At 65.8% G+C, this 26718-nt stretch carries 27 protein-coding genes and 1 pseudogene; 19 read left to right on the top strand and 9 right to left on the bottom strand.

Annotated features, from left to right (window positions below):
- Window positions 1-71: 71 nt before the first annotated feature.
- From QN239_RS30835 to QN239_RS30880, 10 genes are all read left to right on the top strand, one after another.
- Entirely contained in the window at window positions 72-668 is a 597-nt protein-coding gene (locus QN239_RS30835) for a TetR/AcrR family transcriptional regulator C-terminal domain-containing protein (RefSeq protein ID WP_499016346.1), read from the top strand.
- Window positions 669-690: 22 nt separating this feature from the next.
- The gene (locus tag QN239_RS30840; protein ID WP_499016348.1) at window positions 691-1383 is read left to right on the top strand and encodes a maleylpyruvate isomerase family mycothiol-dependent enzyme; all 693 of its coding nucleotides are present in this window, start codon (window positions 691-693) and stop codon (window positions 1381-1383) included.
- 98 nt (window positions 1384-1481) lie between these two features.
- Window positions 1482-2423: an ABC transporter substrate-binding protein gene (locus tag QN239_RS30845; protein ID WP_499016350.1), complete on the top strand. Its 942-nt coding sequence runs from the start codon at window positions 1482-1484 to the stop codon at window positions 2421-2423.
- A gap of 79 nt (window positions 2424-2502) precedes the next feature.
- Window positions 2503-3144: a queuosine precursor transporter gene (locus QN239_RS30850; protein WP_167160567.1), complete on the top strand. Its 642-nt coding sequence runs from the start codon at window positions 2503-2505 to the stop codon at window positions 3142-3144.
- A 74-nt stretch (window positions 3145-3218) separates the two neighbouring features.
- Complete coding sequence (locus tag QN239_RS30855) at window positions 3219-3863, top strand: 5-oxoprolinase subunit B family protein (protein WP_499016351.1); 645 nt, start codon at window positions 3219-3221, stop codon at window positions 3861-3863.
- Complete coding sequence (locus QN239_RS30860) at window positions 3860-4741, top strand: 5-oxoprolinase/urea amidolyase family protein (protein ID WP_090362814.1); 882 nt, start codon at window positions 3860-3862, stop codon at window positions 4739-4741. Before QN239_RS30855 ends, QN239_RS30860 begins: the two co-directional genes overlap by 4 nt.
- Before the next feature lie 40 nt (window positions 4742-4781).
- Window positions 4782-5348, top strand: coding sequence for a GNAT family N-acetyltransferase (locus QN239_RS30865; protein ID WP_499016353.1), 567 nt, complete (start codon window positions 4782-4784; stop codon window positions 5346-5348).
- 203 nt (window positions 5349-5551) lie between these two features.
- Window positions 5552-6697: a uroporphyrinogen-III synthase gene (locus QN239_RS30870; protein WP_499016355.1), complete on the top strand. Its 1146-nt coding sequence runs from the start codon at window positions 5552-5554 to the stop codon at window positions 6695-6697.
- A complete protein-coding gene (locus QN239_RS30875; RefSeq protein WP_499017029.1) occupies window positions 6697-7392 on the top strand; it encodes a sirohydrochlorin chelatase in 696 nt (231 codons plus the stop codon). The genes QN239_RS30870 and QN239_RS30875 overlap by 1 nt, the downstream gene beginning before the upstream one ends.
- Window positions 7393-7918: 526 nt before the next feature.
- Window positions 7919-8188 (top strand): helix-turn-helix domain-containing protein, encoded by a 270-nt coding sequence (locus QN239_RS30880; protein WP_090362821.1) that lies wholly within the window; start codon window positions 7919-7921, stop codon window positions 8186-8188.
- Here the strand turns inward: QN239_RS30880 and nirD are convergent.
- Together nirD and nirB are read right to left on the bottom strand one after the other, a co-directional pair.
- Complete coding sequence (nirD, locus tag QN239_RS30885; RefSeq protein WP_167155797.1) at window positions 8154-8525, bottom strand: nitrite reductase small subunit NirD; 372 nt, start codon at window positions 8523-8525, stop codon at window positions 8154-8156. The genes QN239_RS30880 and nirD overlap by 35 nt on opposite strands.
- Window positions 8522-11083, bottom strand: a complete 2562-nt coding sequence (gene nirB, locus QN239_RS30890; protein ID WP_499016358.1) for a nitrite reductase large subunit NirB — start codon at window positions 11081-11083, stop codon at window positions 8522-8524. The genes nirD and nirB overlap by 4 nt, the downstream gene beginning before the upstream one ends.
- 135 nt (window positions 11084-11218) lie before the next feature.
- On the opposite strand from nirB, the gene QN239_RS30895 reads away from it, so the two are divergent.
- From QN239_RS30895 to QN239_RS30910, 4 genes and pseudogenes are all read left to right on the top strand, one after another.
- Window positions 11219-11824 (top strand): TetR/AcrR family transcriptional regulator, encoded by a 606-nt coding sequence (locus QN239_RS30895; RefSeq protein ID WP_499016361.1) that lies wholly within the window; start codon window positions 11219-11221, stop codon window positions 11822-11824.
- Between the two features lie 96 nt (window positions 11825-11920).
- Window positions 11921-12631, top strand: coding sequence for a cysteine hydrolase family protein (locus QN239_RS30900; RefSeq protein ID WP_499016363.1), 711 nt, complete (start codon window positions 11921-11923; stop codon window positions 12629-12631).
- Window positions 12628-13563, top strand: a complete 936-nt coding sequence (locus QN239_RS30905) for an aldo/keto reductase (protein WP_499016366.1) — start codon at window positions 12628-12630, stop codon at window positions 13561-13563. The genes QN239_RS30900 and QN239_RS30905 overlap by 4 nt, the downstream gene beginning before the upstream one ends.
- 127 nt (window positions 13564-13690) lie before the next feature.
- Window positions 13691-15270, top strand: a pseudogene (locus QN239_RS30910) (thiamine pyrophosphate-binding protein); the annotation flags it as partial.
- A gap of 78 nt (window positions 15271-15348) precedes the next feature.
- Here the strand turns inward: QN239_RS30910 and QN239_RS30915 are convergent.
- Window positions 15349-16179, bottom strand: a complete 831-nt coding sequence (locus QN239_RS30915; RefSeq protein WP_499017031.1) for a type IV toxin-antitoxin system AbiEi family antitoxin — start codon at window positions 16177-16179, stop codon at window positions 15349-15351.
- Between the two features lie 114 nt (window positions 16180-16293).
- Window positions 16294-17049: an isocitrate lyase/PEP mutase family protein gene (locus QN239_RS30920; RefSeq protein WP_499016367.1), complete on the bottom strand. Its 756-nt coding sequence runs from the start codon at window positions 17047-17049 to the stop codon at window positions 16294-16296.
- Between the two features lie 116 nt (window positions 17050-17165).
- Here QN239_RS30920 and QN239_RS30925 point away from each other — a divergent pair, with 116 nt between their 5' ends.
- Genes QN239_RS30925 through QN239_RS30940 form a run of 4 tightly spaced genes read left to right on the top strand, consistent with a single transcriptional unit; the run spans window position 17166 to window position 21050 of the window.
- Window positions 17166-17468 carry an Rv0250c family protein gene (locus QN239_RS30925; protein WP_499016369.1) on the top strand — a complete coding sequence of 101 codons (303 nt, stop codon included), beginning with the start codon at window positions 17166-17168 and terminating at the stop codon, window positions 17466-17468.
- 38 nt (window positions 17469-17506) lie between these two features.
- The gene (gene sdhC, locus QN239_RS30930; protein WP_090362836.1) at window positions 17507-18337 is read left to right on the top strand and encodes a succinate dehydrogenase subunit SdhC; all 831 of its coding nucleotides are present in this window, start codon (window positions 17507-17509) and stop codon (window positions 18335-18337) included.
- Window positions 18338-18381: 44 nt separating this feature from the next.
- Window positions 18382-20298 carry a fumarate reductase/succinate dehydrogenase flavoprotein subunit gene (locus tag QN239_RS30935; protein ID WP_187097836.1) on the top strand — a complete coding sequence of 639 codons (1917 nt, stop codon included), beginning with the start codon at window positions 18382-18384 and terminating at the stop codon, window positions 20296-20298.
- Between the two features lie 2 nt (window positions 20299-20300).
- Complete coding sequence (locus QN239_RS30940; RefSeq protein ID WP_499016372.1) at window positions 20301-21050, top strand: succinate dehydrogenase/fumarate reductase iron-sulfur subunit; 750 nt, start codon at window positions 20301-20303, stop codon at window positions 21048-21050.
- Between the two features lie 61 nt (window positions 21051-21111).
- Here QN239_RS30940 and QN239_RS30945 read toward each other — a convergent pair whose 3' ends face one another.
- Complete coding sequence (locus QN239_RS30945) at window positions 21112-21333, bottom strand: hypothetical protein (protein ID WP_499016374.1); 222 nt, start codon at window positions 21331-21333, stop codon at window positions 21112-21114.
- A gap of 238 nt (window positions 21334-21571) precedes the next feature.
- On the opposite strand from QN239_RS30945, the gene QN239_RS30950 reads away from it, so the two are divergent.
- On the top strand, window positions 21572-21733 hold the full coding sequence (locus tag QN239_RS30950; RefSeq protein WP_499016377.1) for a hypothetical protein: 162 nt from the start codon (window positions 21572-21574) through the stop codon (window positions 21731-21733).
- Here the strand turns inward: QN239_RS30950 and QN239_RS30955 are convergent.
- The 4 genes from QN239_RS30955 to QN239_RS30970 all read right to left on the bottom strand — a co-directional run bounded on the left by QN239_RS30955 (window position 21730) and on the right by QN239_RS30970 (window position 26675).
- The gene (locus QN239_RS30955) at window positions 21730-22212 is read right to left on the bottom strand and encodes a flavin reductase family protein (protein ID WP_499016378.1); all 483 of its coding nucleotides are present in this window, start codon (window positions 22210-22212) and stop codon (window positions 21730-21732) included. The genes QN239_RS30950 and QN239_RS30955 overlap by 4 nt on opposite strands.
- A gap of 13 nt (window positions 22213-22225) precedes the next feature.
- Window positions 22226-23245 (bottom strand): isopenicillin N synthase family dioxygenase, encoded by a 1020-nt coding sequence (locus tag QN239_RS30960; RefSeq protein ID WP_499016382.1) that lies wholly within the window; start codon window positions 23243-23245, stop codon window positions 22226-22228.
- A gap of 59 nt (window positions 23246-23304) precedes the next feature.
- Entirely contained in the window at window positions 23305-24669 is a 1365-nt protein-coding gene (locus QN239_RS30965) for a tyrosine-protein kinase domain-containing protein (protein WP_499016386.1), read from the bottom strand.
- 158 nt (window positions 24670-24827) lie between these two features.
- A complete protein-coding gene (locus QN239_RS30970) occupies window positions 24828-26675 on the bottom strand; it encodes a DUF4012 domain-containing protein (protein WP_499016388.1) in 1848 nt (615 codons plus the stop codon).
- Window positions 26676-26718 lie beyond the last annotated feature (43 nt).

Below are 26718 nucleotides of genomic sequence, written 5' to 3' on the forward strand. Positions count from 1 at the left end.
CCCTAAAACGAATTGATTTCGTTTATTGTGTGATGGACGCCACGACTTCGCAAGTGTTCGGAGAAATTCGCATGGGCCGACCTTCAGTTCCGATCCTGTCCACCGACCGCATCGCACGGGCGGCGATGGACCTGGTCACTGCGACCGGCGGATTCACCATTCCGGACCTGGCCCGCAAGCTGAAGGTCAGCCCGTCCTCGCTGTACAACCACGTCACCGGCCGCGAACAGATCGTCGAACTGCTGCGCGAGATCGCGATGAGCGAGGTCGAGCTCCCCGAACTCGACGGCCCATGGGCCGAGGTGGTCGCCGCGATCATGCGGTCGTATCGACGGAGTTACGCCCGGTACCCGCGATTGATCCCGCTGATGACGGCGTACCCGGTGAGCAGCCCGCACGCGGTCGAGATGTACAACGCGCTCGCCCTGACGCTCACCCGCGCGGGCTTCGGACCCGACGAGACGCTGCACATCATCACCCTCATCGACAATTTCGTCCTCGGCTCCGCACTGGACGCGGCCGCACCCGAAACACCATGGGGCTCAAGTCCGGACGTCGCACCCGAGTTCGCTGCCGCCTTGGCCACCGGTGACCACCGGCCGGGCCGCGCCGACGAGGCCTTCGAGTTCGGGCTGGCCGTGCTGCTGCGGGGTATCGGCGCCCCCTGATCCCGCACCGTAATCTGCCCCAGTGGACAACGATGCGCTGCTGCGGCAACTGCAAGAGGACGTGATCGCCATTCAGGCGACAGCACTGGCCGGCGGCCCGGATCTGGAGCGGCAGGTACCCACCTGCCCGGGTTGGACCGTCACCGATCTGCTCGCCCACCTCTGGGTTGTCGAGTCCTGGGTGCGCTCGATCCTGCGTGACCGGGAGCCGCAGTCCACTCCGGAGCCGGGTCCTACGCCGGTGGCCGATTTCATCGACGGGATCTCCGACTTCCTCACCGCGCTGCGCGCCGTTGCCGCCGACGAACCGTGCTGGAATTTCGGGCCGCCGCCCAGGACCGCGGGCTGGTGGATCCGCCGCCAGGCCCATGAGCACGCCATCCATCGCGTCGACCTGGAATCCGCCTTCGGCACCACACCCGTCTTCGACGCGGCGTTCGCCGCCGACGGCGTCGACGAGGTCGTGTCGATGTTCTACCCCCGACAGGTGCATCTGGAGCGCAGCGCACCGGTGTCCGAACCGCTGCGGATCGTGGCCGCCGACACGGCAGACACCTGGACGCTCGGCGACGGCGAGCCCGTCGCCACCCTGACCACGGATGCCCAGACGCTCTACCTGGGACTGTGGAAACGCCTCGACCTGCCCGCCGTTGCCCGGATCGACGGCGACGAGGCCGCCGCGCGGCGCGCACTCGGGCTGGCGTTGACGCCGTAACCGCCGCCCCGTGTGGGCCCTGTGCACGCGTTTCGACGCCACAGCGTGCACAAGACCCACAATCGGCGTACCAGAGAGGACTTAGCTAGTCTCGCAGCGTGTCGACACATCTGTCCCGGCGCGGTTTCCTGGCGATGACCGCGGGGGTGGCACTGGTGGCCGCCTGCAGCCCCGAGGCCAAACCGGGCACCGTGGCCAAGGACGGGTCAGTGACCGTCAAGCACGCGTTCGGGGCGACCAAGATTCCCGCAGCGCCCACACGGGTGGTCAGCGCGGGCCTCAACGAACAGGACTTCCTGCTGGCGGTGGGTGTGGTGCCGATCGCGGTGACGGACTGGTTCGGCGGGCAGCCGTTCGGGGTCTGGCCGTGGGCCACCGCGAAACTCGGCTCGGCGCAGCCTGCGCTGTTGAACCTGGCCGACGGTATCGACACCGACGCCATCGCGGCGCTGAAACCCGACCTGATCGTCGCCACCAACGCCGGGCTGGACAAGGACACCTACGACAAGCTCGCCGGGATCGCGCCGACCGTCGCGCAGTCCGGCCAGGAGGCCTTCTTCGAACCGTGGAAGGACCAGGCCACCACCATCGGGCAGGCGGTCTTCAAGCACGACGAGATGCAGCGGCTGGTCACCGAGGTGGACGACAAGTTCACCACCGCGGGCAAGAACAGCGGGCAGTTCGCCGGGCACACCGCGCTCCTTCTGGAGGGCGCGCTCAGCGCCGACCACCTCCTGGTCTGCACCGGATGGCGCAGTGAATTCCTCACCGAACTCGGCTTCTCGGTACCGACGGTGGACTCCCCGGTGCCACGCGACAAGTTCAAAACCGAGCTCGGCAGCGCCGACGTGTTGATCTGGACCACCGACGGTGACGCCGCCCGGGATGCCCTGCTGGCCGAACCGGATATCGCCGCCCGCACGAAACACAACGTGTTCACCGACTCCGAGCTGGCCGCGGCCATCATGTTCTCGTCGCCGCTGTCCCTACCCTTGGTCGCCGATAGGCTACCGCCGCTGCTGGCGACCGCGGTGGGCTAGCAACCGGCCCACAGGAATGGCCTGACAAGATATCCGGGTGATCAGCACCGAGGACCGTGAGCCGACCCGTTTCGCACAGATGGGTTCGGCCTACTATCCGGTCTTCGTCGCGGTGTTCACCGCCCTGGTCATCATCTCGAACGTCACCGCGACCAAGGGCGTGGCGTTCGGGCCGATCCTCACCGATGGTGGCTTCATCGTCTTCCCCCTGACCTATGTGATCGGCGACGTGCTCTCCGAGGTCTACGGATTCAAGGCGGCCCGCAAGGCCATCTTGCTGGGATTCGCGATGAACATCCTCGCGGCCCTCATGTTCTGGGTGACCCTGTACCTCCCGGCGGCCGACTTCTACGAGAACCAGCCGCACCTGGAGAACGTCGTGCACGCCTACACCCAGCTGATCGTCGCCGGCCTGGCCGGCTTCATCGTCGGGCAGACCATCAACGCCTGGGTCGTGGTGGCCATCAAGGAGCGCACCAAGGAGAAGCACCTGTGGGCGCGGCTGGTCGGGTCCACCTTCGCCGGTCAGCTCGGCGACACCCTGGTGTTCTGCACCATCGCCGCGGGCGCCATCGGCATCACCACTTTCAAGGATCTCGCCGTCTACACCGCGCTGGGCTGGATCTACAAGACCGCGGTCGAGATCGTGATGCTGCCGATCACCTACCGGGTGATCGCGTATGTGAAACGCCACGAACCCACGTACGCACTGGCCGCCTAAACAGCCCCTAAGGCTCCTCTGGCAAAGCTCACAGACCGCGGCGCAATGAACTTACCCGGCGGTAGCGTTGGTAGATGACCGTCACTACGGATTCGCCGGTGCTCAGCACCGTTCGTGAATACGGGGATCAGGCACTGCTCCTCGAGTTCGGCAGCACCGCCGAGGTATTGGCCTGGGCCGCTGCCATCCGCCACGCCGACCTGCTCGGTGTGCTCGACATCGTCCCCGCGTCGCGCACCATCCTGCTCAAGCTGGCCGGGCCGCGTTATGTCGCCCCGACCCGGCAACGGCTGAGCAAGGTGCGCGTCGACCACGAGGCCACCGCACCACCGGCCGGACCCGACGTGGTGATTGAGGTCGTCTACGACGGTGCCGATCTCGACACGGTGGCCGAGCTGACCGGTTTGAGTCCCGCCCAGGTGATCGCCGCGCACACCGGCAGCCTGTGGCAGGTCGGGTTCGGTGGATTCGCACCGGGTTTCGCCTATCTGGTGGGTGGCGACCCTCGCCTGCACGTGCCGCGGCGCTCGGAGCCACGCACCCGAGTCCCCGCCGGCGCGGTGGCCCTGGCCGGCGAGTTCAGCGGTGTGTATCCGCGCGAGACCCCCGGTGGCTGGCAGCTGATCGGGCGCACCGATGCCGTCATGTGGGATATCAACCGCGACCGGCCCGCCCTGCTGGTGCCGGGTATGACCGTGCGATTCGAGGAGGCAGCATGAGCGTCACGCTGGAGGTGCTGCGCACCGGGCCGTTGGCTCTGGTGGAGGATCTGGGCCGGCCCGGGCTGGCGCACATGGGCGTCACCCGTTCCGGTGCGGCCGACCGGCGCGCCCACACACTGGCCAACCGGCTGGTCGCCAACCCGGGTGAGCACGCCACCGTCGAGGTCACCTTCGGCGGATTCTCGGCCCGGGTGCGCGGCGGGGACGTGGCGATCGCGGTGACCGGAGCGGACACCGATCCGTCGGTCAACGGGAAGCCGTTCGGCACCAACAGCATTCACTACGCCCATGACGGCGAGGTGATATCGCTTGGCGCGCCGCACTCCGGGCTTCGCAGCTATCTGGCGGTGCGCGGCGGCATCGACGTGGCCCCGGTGCTGGGCTCACGCAGTTACGACGTGATGTCGGCGATCGGCCCGGCCCCGCTGCGCGCCGGCGATGTGCTCCCGGTCGGCGAACACACCGCCGAGTTCCCCGAACTGGACCAGGCGCCGGTGGCCTCCATCGAGCCGGACATCCTGGAGATGCACGTGGTGCCCGGCCCGCGGGACGACTGGTTCGTCGATGCGGACATCCTGGTCCGCACCAACTGGCTCGTCACCAATCGCAGTGACCGCGTCGGCATGCGCCTCGTCGGCATGCCGTTGGAGTACCGCTGGCCCGATCGGCAGCTCCCCAGCGAGGGCGCCACCCGTGGCGCAATCCAGGTACCCCCCAACGGTTTTCCGGTGATCCTGGGACCCGACCATCCGGTGACCGGTGGCTACCCGGTGATCGGCGTGATCACCGACGCCGATCTGGACAAGGTCGGGCAGGCACGGCCGGGGCAGACCATTCGGTTGCATTGGTCGCATCCGCGCAACCCGGCGCACTGAAACGTCGGAGTCGCATTTTGGCGCGCACTCCGCGTGTCGGGTGACGGCGCCTGGTAGAACGGCAGATGTGGGTGCATACACCGCACGCCTGATCCACACCGCCGATCTCGACGGTGAAACCCGAGCCGACGCCCGGAAGATGGTGCTCGACGCGTTCGCGGGCGACTTCACCGACGCCGACTGGGAACATGCGCTGGGCGGGATGCACGCGCTCGTCTGGCACCACGGCGCGATCATCGCCCACGGGGCCGTGGTGCAACGCCGGCTGCTGCACCAGGGCCGTGCGCTGCGCTGCGGGTACGTCGAAGCGGTCGCCGTGCGCGCGGATTGGCGCGGACAAGGGCTGGCGGGAGCAGTGATGGACGCCGTCGAGCAGGTGCTGCGCGGCGCCTACGAGATCGGTGCGCTCAGTTCTTCAGACGCGGGTCGCTCGCTCTACGGCGCGCGAGGCTGGGTGAAGTGGCGGGGCGCGACCTCTGCGCTGACCCCGTCCGGTATCACCCCGACCCCCGATGACGACGGAGCCGTCTACGTGTTGCCGGTCACCGCACAACTCGACCCCGACGGGGATCTGACCTGCGATTGGCGGGACGGTGACATTTGGTGAAACCGTTGCCCACGGACCTCACAGGAGTACTCTGGCGGCAGTGAGCGGAAGTTCACAGCCGGGCTATCGCAGAGAGTGTTCGCGCAACATAGTCTTCCTAACGTGGGCGGCATGCGCAGCCCGCAGCACCTTCGCGATGACGCGACACACCTCGGCAACGGCCGGGTAACCCGCCCGAAACATGAGCTGAATACACAGGTGCCATGACCGAACCTGATTGGGCTCCGCTCACCGGGTTCCGGGTTGCGGTCACCTCGGCCCGGCGTTCCGAGGAGCTGAGCGCGCTGCTGACGCGGCGCGGTGCCGACGTCACGAGCGCGGCCGCCATCGCCATGGTCCCGCTTCCCGACGACGACGAACTGCGCACCAACACCGAGGCCCTCATCGCGGCCCCGCCCGACATCGTCATCGCCACCACCGGGATCGGGCTGCGCGGCTGGATCGCCGCCGCCGACGGCTGGGGACTGGCGCGCGAACTGACCTCCGCACTGTCCAAGGCGCGGATAGTGTCCCGCGGGCCGAAGGCCACCGGGGCGTTACGCGCGGCCGGCCTGCCCGAGGAGTGGTCGCCGGAATCGGAGTCCTCCCGCGAACTGCTGCACTATCTGCTCGAGGGCGGCATCGTCGGCATGCGGATAGCCGTGCAGTTGCACGGCGCCACCGACGAGTGGGATCCGTTCCCGGAATTCCTCGACGAGTTGATGGCCGCCGGCGCCCACGTGGTGCCCATCCGGGTGTACCGCTGGCATCCCGCACCACGCGGTGGCGCCTTCGACCAGATGGTGATGGCCATCGCCGATCAACGATTCGACGCCGTGAGCTTCACCTCCGCCCCCGCGGTCGCGGCCACGTTGATGCGGGCGGCCGAACTCGGTGTGGAGGACTCGCTGCTGCACGCGTTGCGCACCACCGTGCACGCCATGTGCGTCGGCCCCGTGACCGCCCGGCCGCTGGTCCGGCTCGGCGTGCCCACCTCGGCCCCGGAGCGGATGCGCCTGGGTGCGCTGGCCCGCCACATCACCGATGAACTGCCCCTGCTGCAGTCCCGCCGTATCCGGGTGGCCGGACATGTCCTGGAGATCCGGGGCACCTGCGTGATGGTCGACGAGGTGGTCAAGGAGCTCCCGCCCGCGGGTATGGCCACCATCCGCGCGCTGGCGCACCGGCCGGGCGCGGTGGTGTCGCGCGCCGACCTGCTGGGCGCCCTGCCCGGCAGCGGCACCGACACCCACGCCGTCGAAACGGCGGTGCTGCGGTTACGAACGGCACTGGGCGACAAGAACATCGTCGCGACCGTGGTCAAGCGCGGCTATCGGTTGGCCGTGGACGAATTCCCGGTGGGTGCATGATGAGATACGTCTTGGTGGCGCACGGCACCCGTAAGGCCGGCGGGGTGAACATGATCGGCGAGCTGGCGCAGCGCGTCTCCTCGGTGTTGGACCGTGAGGTGCGCGTGGCGTTCGTCGACGTCCTCGGGCCGACGCCGTGCGAGGTGCTCGATTCGTTGCCCGGACACGAGCCCGCCGTCGTGGTGCCGGCGTTCCTGGCCGGGGGCTACCACGTGCGGGTGGACGTGCCCGCCCATGTCGCCGCCAGCGGGCACCAGCGGGTCGTTGTCACCCAGCCCCTGGGGCCATGCCACGGAACGGTGCGGGTCATGGCCGACAGACTCTTCGAATCAGGCTGGCGGCCAGGCGATTCCGTCATCCTGGCGGCCGCGGGCACCTCGGATCGCAGTGCGCAGTCCGATCTGCGTAAGACCGCGGCGATGCTATCGGCCCTGACCGGAGACCGCGTAGAGCTTGCTTTCGCCGCTACCGGGGCCCCCACCGTCGCGGAGGCCGTCCAAGCTGCGCGCCACCGCACGGATGGACGGGTGGCTGTCGCGTCCTATCTGCTGGCCGACGGGCTTTTCCAGGATCGGCTGCGTGCCTCCGGTGCCGATATCGTCGGCGACCCACTCGGCATCCACCCGGGCATGGTCCGGCTCATCGCCAGCAGGTTCCGCCGTGCCGGTGCGGTCGGCCTGCCCAGCGCGGCGTAGCCGGCCCAGGTACGGGACCGCAGACACGGACCCCAGCAGCACCGCTCCCCCAAGGGCAACCGCCGCGGCCACCGTCCGCCGGGTGTCGATCAACCCGCCGCACTGTTCGGCGTAGTCGCTGGTCTCGAACTGTGGCCCGCTCAGGATGTTCTGGTCGAAGTTGAGCCGGTCCACCTTGGCGGCAACCTCGAAATCGGGACGGAAACCGTCCCCGCACGGAATGGGTGCGCCGCTGCGGTCCACCGCCCCGAGTCCGACGGCTGTGGCGAGGGCCAGCAGCGAGCCCAGCACCCCTGCCGCTCCGACCAGCGTCGCTACCGAACGCATCCCCATAACGCCCCCCACTTCAGGGTCGATACTAGTCAGTGCCGACGATTGGCTCGAGTCGGCCGCTTGATGTTCACCTGCGCGAAAGGTTGGCGGCAATTACCAGATGGCGCAGCACTTTTCAAATTGAACTCGACGCCCGAGGTTGACATAACGCAACTGGTCGGACGCGTCGCACTCCTCGGCTACTATCTCTGCGATGGCTTCACAATGGGGGGCGGCGCAGCTACGGGAGTGGCTGCTCACCGCGTTAGACGACACGGACGGGACGATGACCACCGCGGAACTGCGCGACTACGTGCAGCTCAAGGGCAAGGCTCTGGGCAAAGGCGCGGTGATCGAGTCTGTCTATCGGAATCTCACCGTGTTGGAGCGGCGTGGCGACGTCGTGCGCCGGCCCGGACCGGGCCGGGACGCCCACTGGGCCGCCGCCGCTACACAGCGATCTGCACAAGACCGTCCGGCGTAAGCCGGGTCCGGAACACCGCGACCGACACGTCCGGGTCGTCCAGGCAGCTGCCGTCGTCAAAGGCGAAGGCCTGCTTCTTGATTGGCGTCTGTACGCAGGCGCGGCCGGCACGGTCCCCGACGATCCCCCGTGACATCACCGCGGCACCGGAGAACGGGTCGATATTGGAGACGGCATGCAGCGACCCGTCGTCCAGGCGGAACAGTGCCACCTGGGTCTGGTCGGGCAACAGCACTCCCACGCCGCGGCACGGCAGCAGCCGGTCGTACGGGCAGGCTTCGACCCACTCCCAGTCACCCTGGGCGTCAACGTCTTTGCGGTCGTCGAGCAAGGTCATGACTTCTCCTGAACTGGCCGCAGGGTGGGCATCCCGATCGGGACCTTGCGGCCCGAGGATTCGGTGAACTCGATCGTGGGATCCACCACATCGGGGGCGTTGACGAACGACACGAAACGCGACAGCTTCTCCGGGTCGTCGAGCACACCTTTCCATTCGCAGGCGTAGCCGGCGACGTGCCGCTCCATGGCCGCCTCGAACTCCGCGGCCAGGCCGAGCGAGTCGTTGCACACCACATCACGGAGGTGATCGAGTCCGCCGTCCATGGCCTCCAGCCATGGCGCGGTGCGCTGCAGCCGGTCGGCGGTGCGGATGTAGAACATCAGGAACCGGTCGATGTACCGCACCAGGGTCTCGTCATCGAGGTCGCTGGCCAGCAGTTTGGCGTGCCGTGGCGACATACCGCCGTTGCCGCACACGTAGAGGTTCCATCCTTGTTCGGTGGCGATGACGCCGACGTCCTTGCTCTGGGCCTCCGCGCACTCTCGAGCGCAGCCCGACACCGCCATCTTGATCTTGTGTGGTGAGCGCAGACCGCGGTAGCGCTTCTCGATCTCGACGGCCATGTTCACCGAATCCTGCTGGCCGTACCGGCACCACGTGCTGCCCACGCAACTCTTCACGGTGCGAAGGGATTTGCCGTAGGCCTGACCGGATTCCATGCCGCCTTCGACCAGGCGCCGCCAGATCTCGGGCAACTGGTCGACCCGGGCGCCGAACATGTCGATGCGCTGCCCGCCGGTGATCTTGGTGTAGAGGTCGAAATCCCTGGCGATCTCGCCGATCAGGATCAGTTGCTCCGGGGTGATCTCGCCGCCGGGTGACCGCGGCACCACCGAGTAGCTGCCGTTGCGCTGGATGTTGGCCAGGAAGTGGTCGTTGGAGTCCTGTAGCGAAGCCTGCTCACCGTCGAGCACGTGATCCGAACTGGTGGACGCCAGGATGGACGCGACGGTGGGTTTGCAGATATCGCAACCCTTTCCGGTGCCGAACTTCTCGATGAGGCCGGAGAACGTGCGGATCTCGGTGGCACTGACGATCTCGAACAGCTCGGCACGCGACTGACCGAAGTGCTCGCACAGCGCCTTGGACTGCTCGACCCCCTCGGCCTCCAGCAGCTGCTTGAGCAGCGGCACACATGATCCGCACGAGGTGCCGGCCAGGGTGCACTTCTTCAGGCCGGCGACATCGTCGCAGCCACCGCAGATGGCCTCCTTGAGATCACCTTTGGTGACGTTGTTGCAGGAGCAGATCTGGGCGATATCGGGCAGCGCCCCGACACCGAGTACCGGTGCGTCGCCGTCGGTCACCGGGGCGATCAGTGCCAGCGGGTCACCGGGCAGCTCGCTGGCCACCATGGGCCGCAGCACACCGTAAGCCGACGCGTCGCCGACCAGGATGCCGCCGAGCAACGTCTTGGCGTCATCGGAGAGCACCAGTTTGGCGTAGGTCTGCTTGACCGGGTCGTTGACCACGACCTCCAGGCAGTTCGGCGTATGTCCTTGGGCGTCACCGAAACTCGCGACGTCGACGCCGAGGAGCTTGAGCTTGGTCGACATGTCCGCGCCGGGGAACTCGGCCTCGCCACCGAGGAGCCGGTCAGCCACCACTTCGGCGGTGGTGTAGCCGGGGGCCACCAGCCCGTAGCAGCGGCCTTCGATGGCAGCCACCTCGCCGATGGCGTAGATGTGCGGATCGCTTGTGACGCAGGAAAGGTCGGTGAGCACACCACCGCGTTGAGCGATGTCCAGGCCGGCGGCGCGGGCCAGCTCGTCCCGGGGGCGCACACCGGCGGCGAAGACCACCACGCCGGCGTCGATGGTGCTGCCGTCGTTGAGTGTGACCCGCATCGAATCGTCGACGGCGGATTTACGGATGGGCCGGTGCCGCTGCACCGGGGCGATGCTCTCGGTGGCCACCGCCGTGTGCACTTCGATACCCAGGCTTTTGATCATCCGGCTCAACAGCACACCGCCGGCCTCGTCGAGTTGGTTGGCCATCAGGTGCGGCGACATCTCCAGCACGTGGGTGGTGAGCCCGAACCCACGCAGGGCGTTGGCCGCTTCCAGACCGAGCAGGCCGCCGCCGATGACGACACCGACCGGGGTGCTCGTGGCCAGGGCGGTATTCGCGCCCGCCCGGATGGCGTCCAGGTCATCGAGGGTGCGGTAGACGTGCACCTGCGGCAGGTCGTGTCCGGGCACCGGAGGCACGAAGGCGTACGACCCGGTGGCCAGCACCAGGGCGTCGTATTCCAGCACCTGGCCGTCGGCGGCGGTCACGGTCTTGGCGGCCCGGTCGATCTCCCGGGCCGCCAAGCCGAGGTGCAGCACGACGTCGTTGTCGCCTGCATAGTCGTTACCGGACAAGGCCAGCGCGGCCCGGTTCCAGTGCTCGGTGTATCCCGTCAGACCGACGCGGTCGTATGCCGCATCGGCTTCCTCGGACAGGATGGTGACCCGCCAGGAGCCTTCGGTGTCCCGGGATCGCAGGGCTTCGACGAACCGGTGTCCGACCATGCCGTGTCCGACCACGACAACATGCTTGGCTGAGTGCATACCACGACGTTAGGGAGTCGATATTGCCGAAATGTCGCGTCGTGTGAAGCGGCCGTCACGGTGTTCTCACATCGGCCGGGAGGCGGGTGTGAGTGCTCTCCTGTCGATAAGTGACCGGTCGGCTATGATTTCATCGTGCCCCGTCCCGCGAATCCCGAGGTACGCCAGCGCCTGCTCGACGCCGGCCTCGGCTTGGTGCACGCCCGGGGGTTCGCCGCCAGCGGGGTCAAAGACATCACCGACGTCGCCGGCGTGCCGAAAGGCTCCTTCTACGCCTATTTCCCCAGTAAGGAAGAGTTCGGCGCCGCGATCCTGAACCACTACTGGTCCGATATCGAAGCACGGCTGTTGCCGATCTTGGAGTCGACCGGGCCGGCGCGCAAGCGGATCATCCGCTTCTTCCGCGCACTCACCGACGATCACGAGGCCGAAGACTTCCTGCTCGGCTGCCTGGTCGGCAACCTGTCGCTCGAACTGGGCGGGTCCAGCGAGTCGGTCCGCGCCGAACTGCTGCGCATCCTGGACCGCTGGGATGACGCACTCGCGGCGTGCGTGCGTTCCGGGCAGCGTGACGGCCACGACTTCCGGGCCGACATCAGAACCGATATCGATGCCGGCGAACTGGCCGCCACCCTGATCGAAGCGTGGGAGGGCGCCGCCTTGCGCGGGAAGGTCATCCGCAGCCGCGCCCCCTATCAGCGCTTCGAAGCGGTCACGATCCCCGCCCTCCTCACGCCCTGATCCACCGCGCGTCTGACGAATCACACCTCAGGCACGTTGTTAATAGACGACCGGTCACTTATTATTGTGAACAGTCACCCACACAAGGACGGTCCAATGAAGCTCACGACATCGGGAGAACCCGCGAACCCCGCCTTGCCGGCCTCCGGGTTCGTCTTCGACGCGAAGCGCGCGGCGCTCGTCATCACCGATCCGCAGATCGATTTCCTCAGCGCCGAGGGGGCGTCCTGGGCGGCGTTCGGGCCCAGCGTCATCGAGAACGACACCGTCGCCCACATCGGCGAACTCCTGCGCGCCGCGAAGTCGGCCGACATCACCGTCGCGGTGTCTCCGCACTACTTCTATCCGACCGACGAACAGTGGACTTTCGGCGATCCGCTCGAACAGTTCATGAGTTCGGTCGGCATGTTCGCACGCCAGGGGGCGTACACCCTCGACGGGTTCACCGGCTCGGGCGCGGACTTCCTGCCCGCATACCACCGCCATATCCACGACGGACGAACCGTGATCACCTCACCACACAAGATCGTCGGCCCGGAATCGAACGACCTCGTCCTTCAGTTGCGCAAACGTGGTGTGAGCCAGGTGATCCTGGCCGGAATGGCCGCCAACCTGTGCGTCGAAGGACACCTGCGCGAACTCATCGAGCAGGGTTTCGAGGTGGCGGTGGTCAAGGATGCCACCGCCGGGCCGCGCCTGCCCGAAGGCGACGGGTACCTGGCGGCACTGGTGAACTTCCGCTTCCTCGCCAGCGCGGTGTGGACCACCGCGCAGGCCGTCAAACACCTTCAAGGAGAACAGAAATGAGACTTTTCGAACAACGGATCAAGCTGCGCGACGACGCCGGCGAGATGCCCGCCCTCGGGTTCGGGACCTTGATCTCCGACAGTCGGCGCACCCGCGAGGTGGTCAGAACCGCTGTCGAGACGGGCTTCCGGCACCTCGACGCCGCCGAGCGCTACCGCAACGAAGCCGACGTGGGTGAGGCGCTCAAAGATGTGTTCGGCGCCAGTACCGTCCGGCGCGACGACCTGTTCCTGACCACCAAGCTGTGGAACAACAACCACCGCCCGGAACGGGTCAAACCCGCCCTGCAGGCGAGCCTGCGCCGGCTCGGTGTGGAGGCCGCCGACCTCTACCTGATGCACACCCCGTTCGCATTCCGGCCCGGCGACGACCAGGACCCCCGCGATGATTCCGGTGCCGTCGTCTACGACGACGGTGTCACCCTCGAAGAAACCTGGGCCGCGATGGAGGAGCTGGTCGACGCCGGGCTCACCCGCGCCATCGGTCTGTCCGATATCGACGTCGAGGGCACCCGCAGAATCGTCACCGCGTCCCGGATCAAACCGGCGGTCGTGGAAGTGGAAGCACACCCCTACCACCCGCAGTGGGAGCTGTATGACTATTGCCAAGCCGAAGACATCGCCCTGCTCGCGTTCGCGCCGCTGGGGCATGCCCTGGAGCCGCGGCTTCTCGATGACCCGGTGATCATCGCCATCGCGGCCGACGCGGGGAAAACCCCGGCCCAGGTGCTCCTGGCCTGGGGCATCCAGCGCGGCACCGCGGTTCTCACGTCGTCGGTCAGCGCCACGCGGATAGCCGAGAACTTCGACGTCAGTGCACTTTCGGAACACGCGATGGACCAGATCAGCCACCACCTGCATACCCGCCGCCGATTCAACTCGGTTGTCGACGCCGGCGAACCAGGATTCACCGAGGTGCCCGTCGGCAGCTGACGCCGGCACGCCACCAGACCGGCGTAGCGTGACGGTGGAAACGTGATCTGGAGGTCTGAGGATGCCCACGGCAGCACAATTGATGGTCGAGTGCCTTGAAGCAGAGGGAGTTTCACTGGTTTTCGGGATCCCCGGCGAGGAGAACATCCGATTCGTGCAGGCGCTCGCCGGCTCGTCGACGATCCGTTATGTGCTGACCCGCCACGAGCAGGCCGCCGCATTCATGGCCGAGATGTACGGGCGTGTGACGGGACGACCCGCCGTGGTGTCGAGCACGCTGGGCCCGGGCGCGATCAACATGCAACTCGGGGTGGCCGATGCGACCACCAACAGCACCCCCTTGGTGGCCATCTCTGCGCAGGTGGGACGCAACCGCGAGTACAAGGAATCCCACCAGTACGTCGACCTGGTGTCGATGTTCGCACCCATCACCCGGTGGTCCGACGGGGTGCCCACACCACTGGCCATCCCCGAGATGTTCCGTAAGGCATTCAAACTCGCCGAAACCGAGCGTCCCGCGGCGGTGTACCTCGCCATCCCGGAGGACATCGACGCCGACGAAGGCGACTACGCGTTACACCCACTGCCACGCAACGTGGTTCGCGCCGAATCCCCCTCCCCCGGCCAGATCGCGCGCGCCGTCGCGGTGTTGAAGGAGGCGAAACGGCCGGTGATCCTGGCCGGCCACGGCGCCGCCCGCGCGGATGCGACGACGGCGCTGGTGCAGCTGTCCGAAGAACTCGGCATCCAGGTGGCCAATACCTTCCACGGCAAGGGGTGATGCCCGACGATCATCCCAACGGCATGGGCACCCTCGGCTTCATGCGGCACGACTACGTGAACTTCGGCTTCGACGATGCCGACACCATCATCGCGGTCGGCTATGAACTGCAGGAATTCGACCCGGTGCGGATCAACCCGAACGCCGACAAGCGGATCATCCACGTGCACCGGTTTCCGGCCGAGGTGGACGCGCACTACTCCGTCGACGTCGGCATCATGGGCGATATCAGCGCCTCACTCGACGCAATCCGGGAGGCGATGGCCGGGCAACGCTACGACCGGGAGCGCCCCGCGCCCGGCGCTCATCTGCTCGCCGAGGAGATCGCACGCGGCGCCGATGATGCGCGCTACCCGCTGGCCCCGGCCCGGGTGGTGGCCGATACCCGGGCCGCGCTGGGACGCAGCGATATCGTGTTGGTGGACACCGGTGCGGCCAAGATGTGGATGGCCAGGCTCTATCCGACCTATGAGCGCAATACCTGTCTGATCTCCAACGGGCTGTCCACCATGGCGTTCGCCCTGCCCGGCGCCTTGGGTGTGAAACTCGCCCGGCCGGATGCCAAGGTGCTCGCGGTGATGGGTGACGGCGCCTTCTTGATGAACAGCCAGGAGATCGAAACGGCTGTCCGGGAAAAGATTCCGCTTGTCGTGCTGATCTGGGAGGACAACGGCTACGGTCTCATCGAATGGAAGATGGACCTTGAACTCGGCGCGCACTACAACGTCGGTTTCACCAACCCAGACGTCGTGAAGTACGCCGAGAGCTTCGGCGCCAAGGGGTATCGGATCAACGCTGCCGACGAACTGCTGCCGACGCTGCGCACCGCGCTGGCCTCCGACGGCGTATCCATCATCGCCTGCCCGGTCGACTACTCGGAGAACATCAGCCTGACCAACAGGCTCGGGGAGCTCGACGGCACGCTGTAGCGGGCCTGGCGCCTGAGCCTGGTTTCCGACGTTCTGGCGGCTCCGGCGACCGCCAGGGCACCAAAACGTCGGGATTCACGGACGCCAGCCACGGGAGAGCAGCGCTGCGCGTGCCTCATTCACGATCTCGTGGGGGTCGTCCTCTTTGATGACGTGCACGATGTGCCAGTCGAGTCTCGCGAGCGCGCGGGCCGCCCACACATCCTTCGCGTACTGGGCGCGGTTGGTGAGGTGCTGGGCGCCGTCGTACTCGGCCCCTACCTTGAACTCCGTCCACACCATGTCGATCCGGCGGACGTAGCGACGGTCCTCGTAGACGACGAATTGCGTTGTGGGCTTTGGCAATCCTGCGTCGATGAACAGGAGTCGCAGCCAGGTTTCCCGCGGTGACTCTGCCCCGCCGTCGACCAGCGGCAGCGCTTTGCGAAGCAGTGGTAATCCGCGCGCCCGTCGGTTGCGCCCGGCCAGCGCATAGACGTCAACCATCTCGAACGGATTGGCGTGCATCAGGGCATCGAGACGGGCGACAGACTTATCTCGCGGCAGACGCCGAGCAAGGTCGAAGGCGGTACGGGCACGCGTGGTGACGCGCACGCCGTCGATACAGGTGATCTCGTGAGACGTGATCCGTTCATCGTGCAGGACCAGGCCGCGCTGCGGGCGGCCAGCGGAAACGACCTCGATATCGGTGTCCGCATCGACCCAGCTCGCGCCGTGCCATGCCGAAGCCGCAACACCAGCGATCACCCCGCCCGTGGCCAACGAGGCACCGACAATCCGATCGCGCAGCGTCGGCTCGTGGCGAACCGGGACGTAGATGCCGCGATAAATGGGCCGGTAGCTCGTACGTAGCTGTGACCGGCTGAGATGGCCCTCGGTGACCGCCGCGCTGCCCACAAACGGTATGCGCACATCTGTTCAGACGCACCGGATGCCGCGACGGCTCCCTGGTGCTGCGGATTCCGACGTTCCGGTCATGGCGCGGGCGTTCAGGACACCAGAACGTCGGAATCCAGCTCGCTACTTCCAGCGGGTGAGGATCTCGTTGATCTTCTCGGTCAGCGCCCACTGCAGGAACGGGCCGAAGGTGATCCGGCCGACGCCGATGGCGGTGAGCTCGGCGAGGTCGCTGGAGGGCTTGACCGTGACACTGACCGGCAGTGGCACGGCCTCGACCAGGGTCGCCAATCCGTCGGCGGGTTGCAGACCGGCCGGGAACAGTGAATCGGCGCCGGCTTGGGCGGCCAGGGTGAGCCGGTCGATCCCGCGCTGCACGCGGTCGGAATCAGCGCCTTCCTTCTTGATGAAGATGTCAGTGCGGGCGTTGACCACCACGTGCACCCCGGCCGCATCAGCCGCGGCGCGCAGTTCGCCCACGAGCGCCGCATGCTCCTCGGGAGTGCGCAGCCGGTCCCCCTCCTTGTGCACGGTGTCCTCGAGGTTGAAACCCACTGCCCCGACCGACAGCAGTCCGTCGATCAGCCGGGCGGGCGACTCGCCATAACCCGACTCGATGTCCACCGACACCGGGACATCGACGGCGGCGGTGATCTGGGCGACGCGGGCCAGCAGATCATCGAAGCTGATCGCTTCGCCGTCGGGCTTTCCGAGGGAGTCCGCGACGGGGTGGCTGCCCACCGTGAGGGCACCGAAACCGGCGTTGACCACGGTGTTCGCCGACCAGGCATCCCACACCGTCGGGAGCACCCCTGGATTGCCAGGACGGTGCAGCGCCAGCAGCGCGGCAGCTTTCTCCACAAGCACCTGATTCGACAATTCGGTTACCTCTCGTTTCGTAGACGTGATCTGTCTCACTATGGAGTCCGTGTTGTGGCTAACATCGAATGCGTAATGTGAGCCATGACACCCTTCAGCCCAAGGAGGTCACTAGTTTGTCCACTACGACCGAGATTGCCGAACTCCACGAACTCATCGGCGGCCTTCGCCGATGCGTCACATCACTGGCGGCCCGGCACGGCGACAGCCCCGCGATGCGCCGCATCGTGAACGACGCCGAACGCATGCTCAACGATATCGACCGACTCGATATCGACGCCGGAGAGCTTGAGATAGATCGCGGCGGACGGACGGTGCACCACCCGCATTCGGTGGAGAAGATCTCCATCCCCGACACCGACTATGACAGTGACTTCTGGCGCGACGTCGACGACGAAGGGCTCGGCGGCACGCGGTAAGCACCGCGCCAGCACACAACAGAAAAAGAGGGAACTCAGTGAGCGCACCGACCTCGGATCGTCAAGGTACCGGCGTCTTCTCACCAACGAGAGCTCAGATCTCACAACGCACCCTGCGCACCGACGCATGGTGGAAGTCTCCGCTCATCGTGGATCTCGGGTTCGCCGCATTCGTCATCTACGCGACGGTGCGCGCCTTCCTGCAGAGCAATTACTACGTTCCCGCCTATCACTACCTGACACCGTTTTATTCACCGTGCGTCAGTAAGGGCTGCGTGCCGGAAGCAAGCCACTTCTGGCCGCAGTTCCTTCCTGACGTCTGGTGGCTGCCCTACGCCGCGCTGTCGCTGCCGTTCCTGCTGCTGTTCCGGCTGACCTGCTACTACTACCGAGGCGCCTACTACCGCTCGGTCTGGCAGTCCCCCACCGCGTGCGCTGTGGCCGAACCGCACGCCAAGTACACCGGCGAGACGCGCCTGCCGCTGATCATCCAGAACACCCACCGGTACTTCTTCTACATCGCCGGGATCATCTCGCTGATCAACACCTACGACGCGATCATCGCCTTCCATTCGGACAAGACCGCCAGTGGCTTCGGCTTCGGCCTGGGCAACATCATCCTGCTGGTCAACGTCATCATGCTGTGGGTCTACACGATCTCGTGTCACTCCTGCCGGCACGCCGTCGGCGGCAAGCTCAAGCATTTCTCCAAACACCCTGTGCGGTACTGGATGTGGACGCAGGTCAGCAGGCTGAACACCCGGCACAAGATGTACGCCTGGATCACGCTGGGCACCCTCATGCTGACGGACTTCTACATCATGCTGGTGGCCAGTGGCACCATCGCCGATCTCAGATTCATTGGTTAACAGAACAATTCACAACTGCATTTTTCGATAGATGAGGGTGGTTAATGGTTGAGCTCGAACGGCACCAGTACGACGTGGTCGTCATCGGTGCCGGCGGCGCGGGGTTGCGAGCGGTGATCGAGGCCCGCGAACGGGGCCTCCGGGTGGCAGTCGTCACCAAGTCGCTGTTCGGTAAGGCCCACACCGTCATGGCCGAAGGTGGCTGCGCGGCAGCCATGAAGAACGTCAACTCGAAGGACTCCTGGCAGGTGCACTTCGGTGACACCATGCGCGGCGGCAAGTTCCTGAACAACTGGCGGATGGCCGAACTGCACGCGCAGGAGGCACCGGACCGGGTGTGGGAGTTGGAGACCTACGGTGCGCTGTTCGACCGCACCAAGGACGGCAAGATCAGCCAGCGCAACTTCGGCGGTCACACCTACCCCCGACTCGCCCACGTCGGTGACCGCACCGGTCTGGAGATCATCCGCACCCTGCAGCAGAAGATCGTCTCGCTGCAGCAGGAGGACAAGAAGGAACTCGGCGACTACGAGGCCAGGATCAAGGTCTTCCACGAGTGTTCGATCACCGACCTGATCAAAGATGGTGACCGGATCGCAGGAGCGTTCGGGTATTGGCGTGAGAGCGGCAGCTTCATCCTGTTCGAGGCACCGGCGGTGGTGCTCGCGACCGGCGGCATCGGCAAGTCGTTCAAGGTGTCGTCCAACTCGTGGGAGTACACCGGCGACGGCCACGCCCTCGCGTTGAGGGCGGGCTCCAACCTGATCAACATGGAGTTCATCCAGTTCCACCCCACCGGGATGGTCTGGCCACTCTCGGTGAAGGGCATCCTCGTCACCGAGGGTGTCCGCGGTGACGGCGGGGTGCTGAAGAACTCCGAGGGCAAGCGGTTCATGTTCGACTACATCCCCCCGGTGTTCAAGGGCCAGTACGCCGAGACCGAGGAAGAAGCCGACCAGTGGCTCAAGGACAACGACTCCGCGCGGCGCACCCCTGATCTGCTCCCCCGCGACGAGGTCGCCCGGGCCATCGTCGCCGAGGTCAAGGCGGGCCGCGGTACCCCACACGGCGGGGTGTACCTCGACATCGCCTCGCGCATGCCCACCGAGGAGATCAAGCGCCGGCTGCCCTCGATGTACCACCAGTTCATCGAGCTGGCGGAGGTCGACATCACCAAGGACGAGATGGAGGTCGGTCCGACCTGCCACTACGTGATGGGTGGTATCGAGGTCGATCCCGACACCGGCGGCGCCGCGACTCCGGGACTGTTCGCGGCCGGTGAATGCTCCGGCGGCATGCACGGCTCCAACCGCCTCGGCGGTAACTCGCTGTCGGACCTGCTGGTGTTCGGCCGCCGGGCCGGACTCGGGGCAGCCGATTATGTGCGGGCACTGACCGAGCGGCCGACGCCCCCTGAGGCGGCTGTCGAAGAGGCCACCAAGATGGCGTTGGCTCCGTACGAGGCGCACGAGAATCCCGAGAATCCGTACACGTTGCATGCCGAGCTGCAACAGTCGATGAACGATCTCGTCGGCATCATCCGCAAGAAGGAAGAGATCGAGGAGGCGCTGGTCAAGCTGGACGAGCTGCGGGGCCGCCTGCAGAACGTCGTCGTCGAGGGTGGCCGGATCTACAACCCGGGCTGGCACCTGGCCATCGATATGCGCAACATGCTGCTGGTCAGCGAATGCGTGGCCAAGGCCGCCCTGCAGCGCACCGAGAGCCGCGGCGGGCATACCCGCGACGACTATCCGGCAATGGACGCCAACTGGCGCAACACGCTGCTGGTGTGCAAGACCACGGGTGCCGCGACCGCCGAGGCGATGGTCCCCGGTGTCACGGTCGATCCCGAGCCGCAGGTGCCGATGCGACCGGACCTGCTGGCGACCTTCGAGCTCGCCGAACTCGAGAAGTACTACACCGAGGCCGAATTGACCGAGCACCCCGAACGGAAGGGCTGACCATGGCTTCTTATGACGCGAGTCTGCGGGTCTGGCGCGGCGACGAGGACGGCGGCGAGCTGAAGGACTACACGGTCGAGGTCAATGAAGGCGAGGTGGTGCTCGACATCATCCACCGCCTGCAGGCCACCCAGGCCGGTGACCTGGCCGTGCGATGGAACTGCAAGGCCGGCAAGTGCGGCTCCTGTTCGGCCGAGATCAACGGGCGCCCGCGGTTGATGTGCATGACCCGGATGTCGACGTTCGGTGAGGACGAGACGGTGACGGTGACGCCGTTGCGTACCTTCCCGGTGATGCGCGACCTGGTCACCGATGTCTCGTTCAACTACACCAAGGCCCGCGAGATCCCGTCGTTCACGCCGCCGAAGGACCTGCAACCCGGCGATTACCGCATGCAGCAGGAGGATGTGAACCGCAGCCAGGAGTTCCGCAAGTGCATCGAGTGCTTCCTGTGCCAGAACACCTGCCACGTGGTCCGCGATCACGAGGAGAACAAGGAGGCGTTCGCCGGACCGCGGTACCTGATGCGCCAAGCCGAGCTGTCCATGCATCCACTGGACACCCTGGACCGCCGCGACATGGCTCAGGACGAGAACGGCCTAGGCCTGTGCAACATCACCAAGTGCTGCACCGAGGTGTGCCCCGAGCACATCAAGATCACCGATAACGCGCTGATCCCGATGAAGGAGCGCGTCGCCGACCGCAAGTACGACCCGATCGTGTGGCTGGGAAACAAGCTGTTCCGGCGATAGTCAGCTCGAGGTAAGAATGCCCTTCCCGGCTTTTCCCGGGAAGGGCATTCTTACTTCTGGCTCACTGGTTCGCGAGGTTGGCGATACGGGCCGGACCGTGGTTGTTGTGCCAGCCGGGCTTCGCGGTGGGGGCCGGGTGGGCGTACGTGTCGGGGCTGTACGAGTAGCCCGGGCCGGTCGGGGCGGTGGTCGTGGTGGCCGCGGCGGCGGTGCCGGCCAAGCCGAGAGCTCCGGCGCCGATGATTCCGGCGGTGACAATGCTGAGTCCTAGGGTATTGATCATTTCGGTAATCCTTTGTGTGAGTGGCTTTCTGGTGTTGAGATAAGAATGCCCTGGTTCGCACGTGGGATATGTCGGGTGACCGGTGGATGCACCGGGTGAACTGCTTGTCCCCCAATCGGGGGAACGGTGCGCTGGCATGCCGAGTCCACGACGAAATCGGCGCCCACAACCGCCGGCACTCGGCGTACGGTTGGTGGAGCGACCGAAAGATGTCCGATCAGCGTCGAAAGGGACACCGATGACACTGGGTGGAACGAACAGCGTCAACGACATTCGCAACGCCATCCGCGAGCTGAGTGCCCGCGCCGAGCTGGCCCGTAAGGAGGGCCGCCCCGGCGACGCGGCCGAGATCGAGAAGCGGATCGCCGTCTACCGCGAGGAGCTCGCGGGGCGCCCCTAAACGCCGAGCTTGCGGAACGTGCTGCGGTGGAACACGATCGGCGGCACGTCGTGCACGGTGATGTCGGTGACCTGCAGAACCACAATCGTGTGGTCGCCCGCCAGCACCTGCTGATCGATGGTGCTGCGCAACCACACGCTGGTGCCGTGCACGAACACCGCGCCGCTCTCGTGTGAGTGGGTGTCCAGGCCCTCGAACCGATCCCCGGTCTTGGCGGCCAGCGTGCGTGCGGCCTGATCGTGCGATTCGCCGAGCAGGCTGAGACCGAGGGACGGCAGATCCTTCAGCTTGGGCCAGGTCTCCGAGCTGTTCTGCACGCAGAACGCCACCAGGGGCGGATCCAGGGAGACCGGAACGAAGGTGCTCGCCGCCAGGCCGACCCGGACGCCGTCGACTTCCGCGGCAATCGCGATGACACCGGACGGGAAATGGCCGAAGGCCTCGCGGAGGGAGGCTGGGCTCAGCTCTGTGTCGCTCATAACACTTCCATCTTCACACGTAACGGTGCGCGGCGGCCACATCAGGGTGCGCGCGCAACCTGCTCTTCCACGCATTGCGCCCGTAAACAGCGTAAATGCGATCGTTGGCGGGGTCGTCGGTGACCCCGCGGGCCTGTGCTGCCAGGTCGGCGGGCAGCGGTAGGACGGGTATCTGCGCGTCGAGGCGCGGATTGAAGAAGTAGGCGACTGACAGACGCTCGGCCTCGTGGATCCGGACGCGGTGCTCGGTGGCACGCAGGTAGCCGCCGCTGGCGATCTCCAGCATCTCGCCGATATTCACGATGAGCGCCCCCGGCAGCGGGTCGACATCGACGTAGCCATCTGGGCCGGTCCCACTCGTGCGCACCTGCAGGCCGGCGCTACCCGGTTCTACGAGCAGCAGGGTCAGCACGCCGGCGTCGCGATGCGCCCCGACACCTTGACTCGACGGTGCGCCACCGGGATACCGGATCACCTTGATCAACGTGGCCGGCGTATCCGCGAAGGCCGCGTCAAACACGCTTTCCGGATTGCCCAGCGCAACGGCCCAGTGCCGCAACAGTGTTCGCCCCACCTGCGCCAAGGCCGCATCCCACTCGGCGATCACAGCGGGGAGTTCGGGCAGTCCCTCCGGCCACTGGTTGGGCCCCTGCAGCCGCAGGTATGGCTCACCCGGGTCGGCCAGCGGGGTGCGCTCGGGGCCGATGTCGATCTGCTCGCGCCAGTCCACCTGGCCACCGGTGAGTTCACCGCCCAGCCGGGTGTACCCGCGGAAGTGCGGGCTGTGGACCATCGCCACCGCGTCTTTGGTTGCCTGCGGCAGCGCGAACAGTCCTCTGGCCTGGGTCAGCACCCGGTCGATCAGCTCATCGGGGACGCCGTGACCAGTGAGGTAAAAGAAGCCCACCTCGTGCGCCACCTGACCGAGCCGGCGTCGCAGGACGTCCGGATCATCCCGGAGGTCGACGACCGGCAACGCCGTCTGCGCAGAAACCACAGGCCCATCTTTCCCGCCGAACGGACGGAGGGCCATGGTCCGGCTCAGGGTGAATGGAACCGCCCAGTCGGGTCACCCCGCCACAGGACTGCGAGCTACTTCTCCTTGGACTCGCCGTAGTAGCTGTACGAGTAGGCGTACGCTGCGCTTCCCTTCGACGGGATCATGGTGAACACCGAGCCCAAGAGAGTGGCACCGACGCCCTGCAGAGTTTCGACTGCCTGGGCAAGCTGTTCGCGCTTCGTCTGGCCGTACCTGACCATGATCAAGGCACCGTCGGCATTGGCGGCGAGTATGGCCGAGTCTGTGACGGCCAGCAGCGGCGAGGAGTCGACGATGACGTAATCAAAATGTGCCCGCAATTCGGCAAGCACCTTCGTCGCGGCCTGCGAAGCCAGCAGTTCGCTCGGATTGGGCGGTGTCGTGCCGGCGGCCAGGACGGTGAGGCCGTCGAACTGTGTCTTCTGCAGCGCTTCTGTCAGCGGTACCGCACCGCTGAGCACGGTGCTGAACCCCACGGGTCCCACGAGGTCGAGGTACTTGTGCACCGTGGGCCGGCGCATGTCGCCGTCAACCAATGCGACGTTGTTGCCACTCTCCGCCAATGCCAATGCGATGTTGATTGCGGTGGTGGACTTCCCCTCGTTGGGAATCGAGCTCGTCACGACGATGACACGTGGCGGGTTGTCGACCGCGAGAAAGCTCAGATTCGTGCGGAGCTTACGGAACGATTCTGCGATCGCACTGTTGTCCTTGCCGAACAGGATGGCCGGGTTCTTTCGGCGCTCTTTGTCGAGTTGGATGCCGCCGACCACGCCGACATCGGTGATCTCCTCAAGAACCTCTCGGCTCTTGACGGTGTTGTCCAGGAGGTCGCGAACGATGGCCAGTGCGACACCGAGCGCAAGACCTGCGGCCAGCCCCACGAGAATATTGCGGGTCTTCTTCGGGCTCACCGGAGTTTCCGGGACGGACGCCCGTTGCTCCACCACGACCCGGGCATCGGGGGTTGCACCACGCTCCACCGTTTCCAGGTCGCGAACCATGACCACGAACTCGTCAGAAAGCGCATTGGCGATGTCACGCGCACGAACGGGCGAGGCATCGACGACGTTGACGTCGATGAGTACGGTTCCCGTTTTTGCCGTTGCCTTGACCTTTTCCTGAAGATCCTGGGCCGTCATGTCCAAGCCGAGCTTGTCCACCGTGCGCTGCGCGAGCGTCTCACCCATGAGCAGCTGCGCATAGGAGACGACGCGCTCCTGTGAGAAGCGGTTTCCCTGGTAGATGTCAGAAACACTGGAGGCGGTCGATGCCGATACGAAAAGCCGCGTCGATGCCTGATAGAGCGGAGTTGTCAACAGTGTCACCGCGACCGCGACCACCGTCGCCACCAGCACAGACGCACAAACCGTAATCCACCGTGCCCGGATCAACTTCAAGAAGTCTTGTAGTTTCAAGGTCAACCCTTCGCCGTAACTCTTCCGCGCCTCAAAGTCTGTTTGTCATATCGTCGACGCTCGCGAACCCTACCGCCGGTCAACGCTTCAGCCGTGTCAACCCGCTCGTATGCGACGTTCTCCGACGACCGCCGACCCCCAATGGGGATGATTCTTCGTCATTGCGGGCACTCCGGCACCTTGACGACCGGAACGACACTGTCGATCAGGGGCTGAACCGGAACTCGCGGCACTCCCGGCGCGGTCGGTTCAGACAATCGGAACACCAGCTCACCTGCTTGACGCGGTGGGATCGCGACTTGGACTTCGAACGTCGGATGCCCACGCTCGGTGCCCGTGAAGACCGGTATGCGTTCGCCATTGGAGAAGGCGCTCAAGATCTTTGCGTCCTTGGTCGCCACGAGGCGCACCGACGTCAACATCGACCCGCTCGGCATGGTGAACGGAATATTCGGGATCACGCCATTGGCTCCGGCCACGTAGTCGGGCAATGGCGCTTCGGGGGCAACACTTTTCAACTTCACCGTGACCGTGGTGTTCCGATGGTCCGCGGAGCAGCCGTCTGCGGCGTATTCGATCTCCCGCCGCAGGTAGTAGTCCATCTTGTTACCGCCGAGGTTGTTGATGACGACCGCGGCGTAGGGCGCTGAGTCTGCGGGGACGACATGACCCAGAGGCGTCTCTTCGAGCAGTTTCTGCTCGTCGGGTGACGCGCTCCAGGCGGCGATGCGGCCCTCCCCAACTGCTTTACCCAATGCTTCGAGCATTTGTCGTGGTGATTCCACGGTGCCCGTCATCTTCTTCACCACTGCGTTCGCAATATCCTGGAGATACTGCTTGCGTGCCGTCTGATCGGTGGGAAAGCGTTGGTACGCAATCGACTCGGTCAGCTCGACGACGTTGTCCTTGGTGACCTTCTCACCGTCGGCAAGTGTCACCGGCCCCACTGCGCCAAGAATGTAGCTCAACGCAACGGGGTCAATGGCGATGGCGCCGTCAACGTTGGTTCCGGACTGTTGCGCCCACATGGATTTCCAGATCTGGGCCGTATACGGAAAATGCGAACTGAGATTGCTGTTGCGGAAATCTATGCTGGCGTTGGCGAAGCCGTACTGTTCGGCGTACTCGGGTCCGAGGTCGAGCGGGGTGAACGGTCCCTTGAGTTCGGTGTTGGGTCCCAGCGCTTCGACGGTGGGCTTGCCGTTCTCGAAATGAAGGATGCCGAACCCACCGAGAATTCCGCCGGTGCCGCGCGCCTCGGCGTTGGTTTGAAAGCCCATGAAATAGGTGCGCGGACCATCGGCCCCCATCATCGACGGGGCCAACCGGGCTGCAAGAGCAGTGTTTTCCAGGAGGGAGGTGATCTTTGCCGTTTGGGCTTGAACTTCCGTTCGCGCCTTTCCGAGTACCGACAGATAGGCCGGTTCGGAGATCGCACTCGCCTCGGTTTCCAGACGGCGCGCAACCGCGGAGATCTTGCTGAGCGCCGGCTCGTTCTCCTGAAGAAGGCGCACGTTCAGACGTGAACCTTCGAATAGTTTGTCGGGCGAAATCGTCACGCCGACTTGGGCAGACGGCTTGAGCACGTCACTGGCAAGGCCGAGCACGACACTCGAGATCTGCCGTCCGGTCTCGAATGGACTGCCCAACCAGGGAACAGCTGCGGCAATGGTCCATGGCACGGAGTGCGTCGCGTCGTTCGCTGCTTGAGCGCGGGCCGCCGCCGAGTCTGCCAATCGCTGGCCCTCTTCGACTCGGCCGTCCGACAGGGCGTCTTTGGCCTGCTGCGCGTCTCCCCGCGCTTGCTCCAGCTGACTCTTGGCCGAGTACGCCTCGAACCCAAGCCACCCGAGGAACGCGATGACGATCACCAGGAATGCCGCAGCCAGTACCTTGGTCTGCCGGCGGGCCAGCAACTCGCGAAAGCGTTCGAACCGTGGCGCGCGGTCAGTCTCCACTCGATCTTCATCGTTCGAAGAGTCGCTCAGCGGACATCGCCTTCCCATTCAGGGCTGCGGCCTATCTGACTGCAGCATCAACGGGACGGCT

Origin of the sequence: Mycolicibacterium sp. Y3 (assembly GCF_051188035.1) — a bacterium.
Taxonomy (GTDB): Bacteria; Actinomycetota; Actinomycetes; order Mycobacteriales; family Mycobacteriaceae; genus Mycobacterium; species Mycobacterium fluoranthenivorans.

Coding starts and splice junctions, on each gene's coding strand:
- QN239_RS30835 (WP_499016346.1), top strand. CDS start 72: ATGGGCCGACCTTCAGTTCCGATCCTGTCCACCGACCGCATCGCACGG.
- QN239_RS30850 (WP_167160567.1), top strand. CDS start 2,503: ATGGGTTCGGCCTACTATCCGGTCTTCGTCGCGGTGTTCACCGCCCTG.
- QN239_RS30855 (WP_499016351.1), top strand. CDS start 3,219: ATGACCGTCACTACGGATTCGCCGGTGCTCAGCACCGTTCGTGAATAC.
- QN239_RS30860 (WP_090362814.1), top strand. CDS start 3,860: ATGAGCGTCACGCTGGAGGTGCTGCGCACCGGGCCGTTGGCTCTGGTG.
- QN239_RS30870 (WP_499016355.1), top strand. CDS start 5,552: ATGACCGAACCTGATTGGGCTCCGCTCACCGGGTTCCGGGTTGCGGTC.
- QN239_RS30875 (WP_499017029.1), top strand. CDS start 6,697: ATGAGATACGTCTTGGTGGCGCACGGCACCCGTAAGGCCGGCGGGGTG.
- QN239_RS30880 (WP_090362821.1), top strand. CDS start 7,919: ATGGCTTCACAATGGGGGGCGGCGCAGCTACGGGAGTGGCTGCTCACC.
- nirD (WP_167155797.1), bottom strand. CDS start 8,525: ATGACCTTGCTCGACGACCGCAAAGACGTTGACGCCCAGGGTGACTGG.
- nirB (WP_499016358.1), bottom strand. CDS start 11,083: ATGCACTCAGCCAAGCATGTTGTCGTGGTCGGACACGGCATGGTCGGA.
- QN239_RS30900 (WP_499016363.1), top strand. CDS start 11,921: ATGAAGCTCACGACATCGGGAGAACCCGCGAACCCCGCCTTGCCGGCC.
- QN239_RS30905 (WP_499016366.1), top strand. CDS start 12,628: ATGAGACTTTTCGAACAACGGATCAAGCTGCGCGACGACGCCGGCGAG.
- QN239_RS30935 (WP_187097836.1), top strand. CDS start 18,382: ATGGTTGAGCTCGAACGGCACCAGTACGACGTGGTCGTCATCGGTGCC.
- QN239_RS30940 (WP_499016372.1), top strand. CDS start 20,301: ATGGCTTCTTATGACGCGAGTCTGCGGGTCTGGCGCGGCGACGAGGAC.
- QN239_RS30945 (WP_499016374.1), bottom strand. CDS start 21,333: ATGATCAATACCCTAGGACTCAGCATTGTCACCGCCGGAATCATCGGC.
- QN239_RS30950 (WP_499016377.1), top strand. CDS start 21,572: ATGACACTGGGTGGAACGAACAGCGTCAACGACATTCGCAACGCCATC.
- QN239_RS30955 (WP_499016378.1), bottom strand. CDS start 22,212: ATGAGCGACACAGAGCTGAGCCCAGCCTCCCTCCGCGAGGCCTTCGGC.
- QN239_RS30960 (WP_499016382.1), bottom strand. CDS start 23,245: ATGGCCCTCCGTCCGTTCGGCGGGAAAGATGGGCCTGTGGTTTCTGCG.
- QN239_RS30970 (WP_499016388.1), bottom strand. CDS start 26,675: ATGGGAAGGCGATGTCCGCTGAGCGACTCTTCGAACGATGAAGATCGA.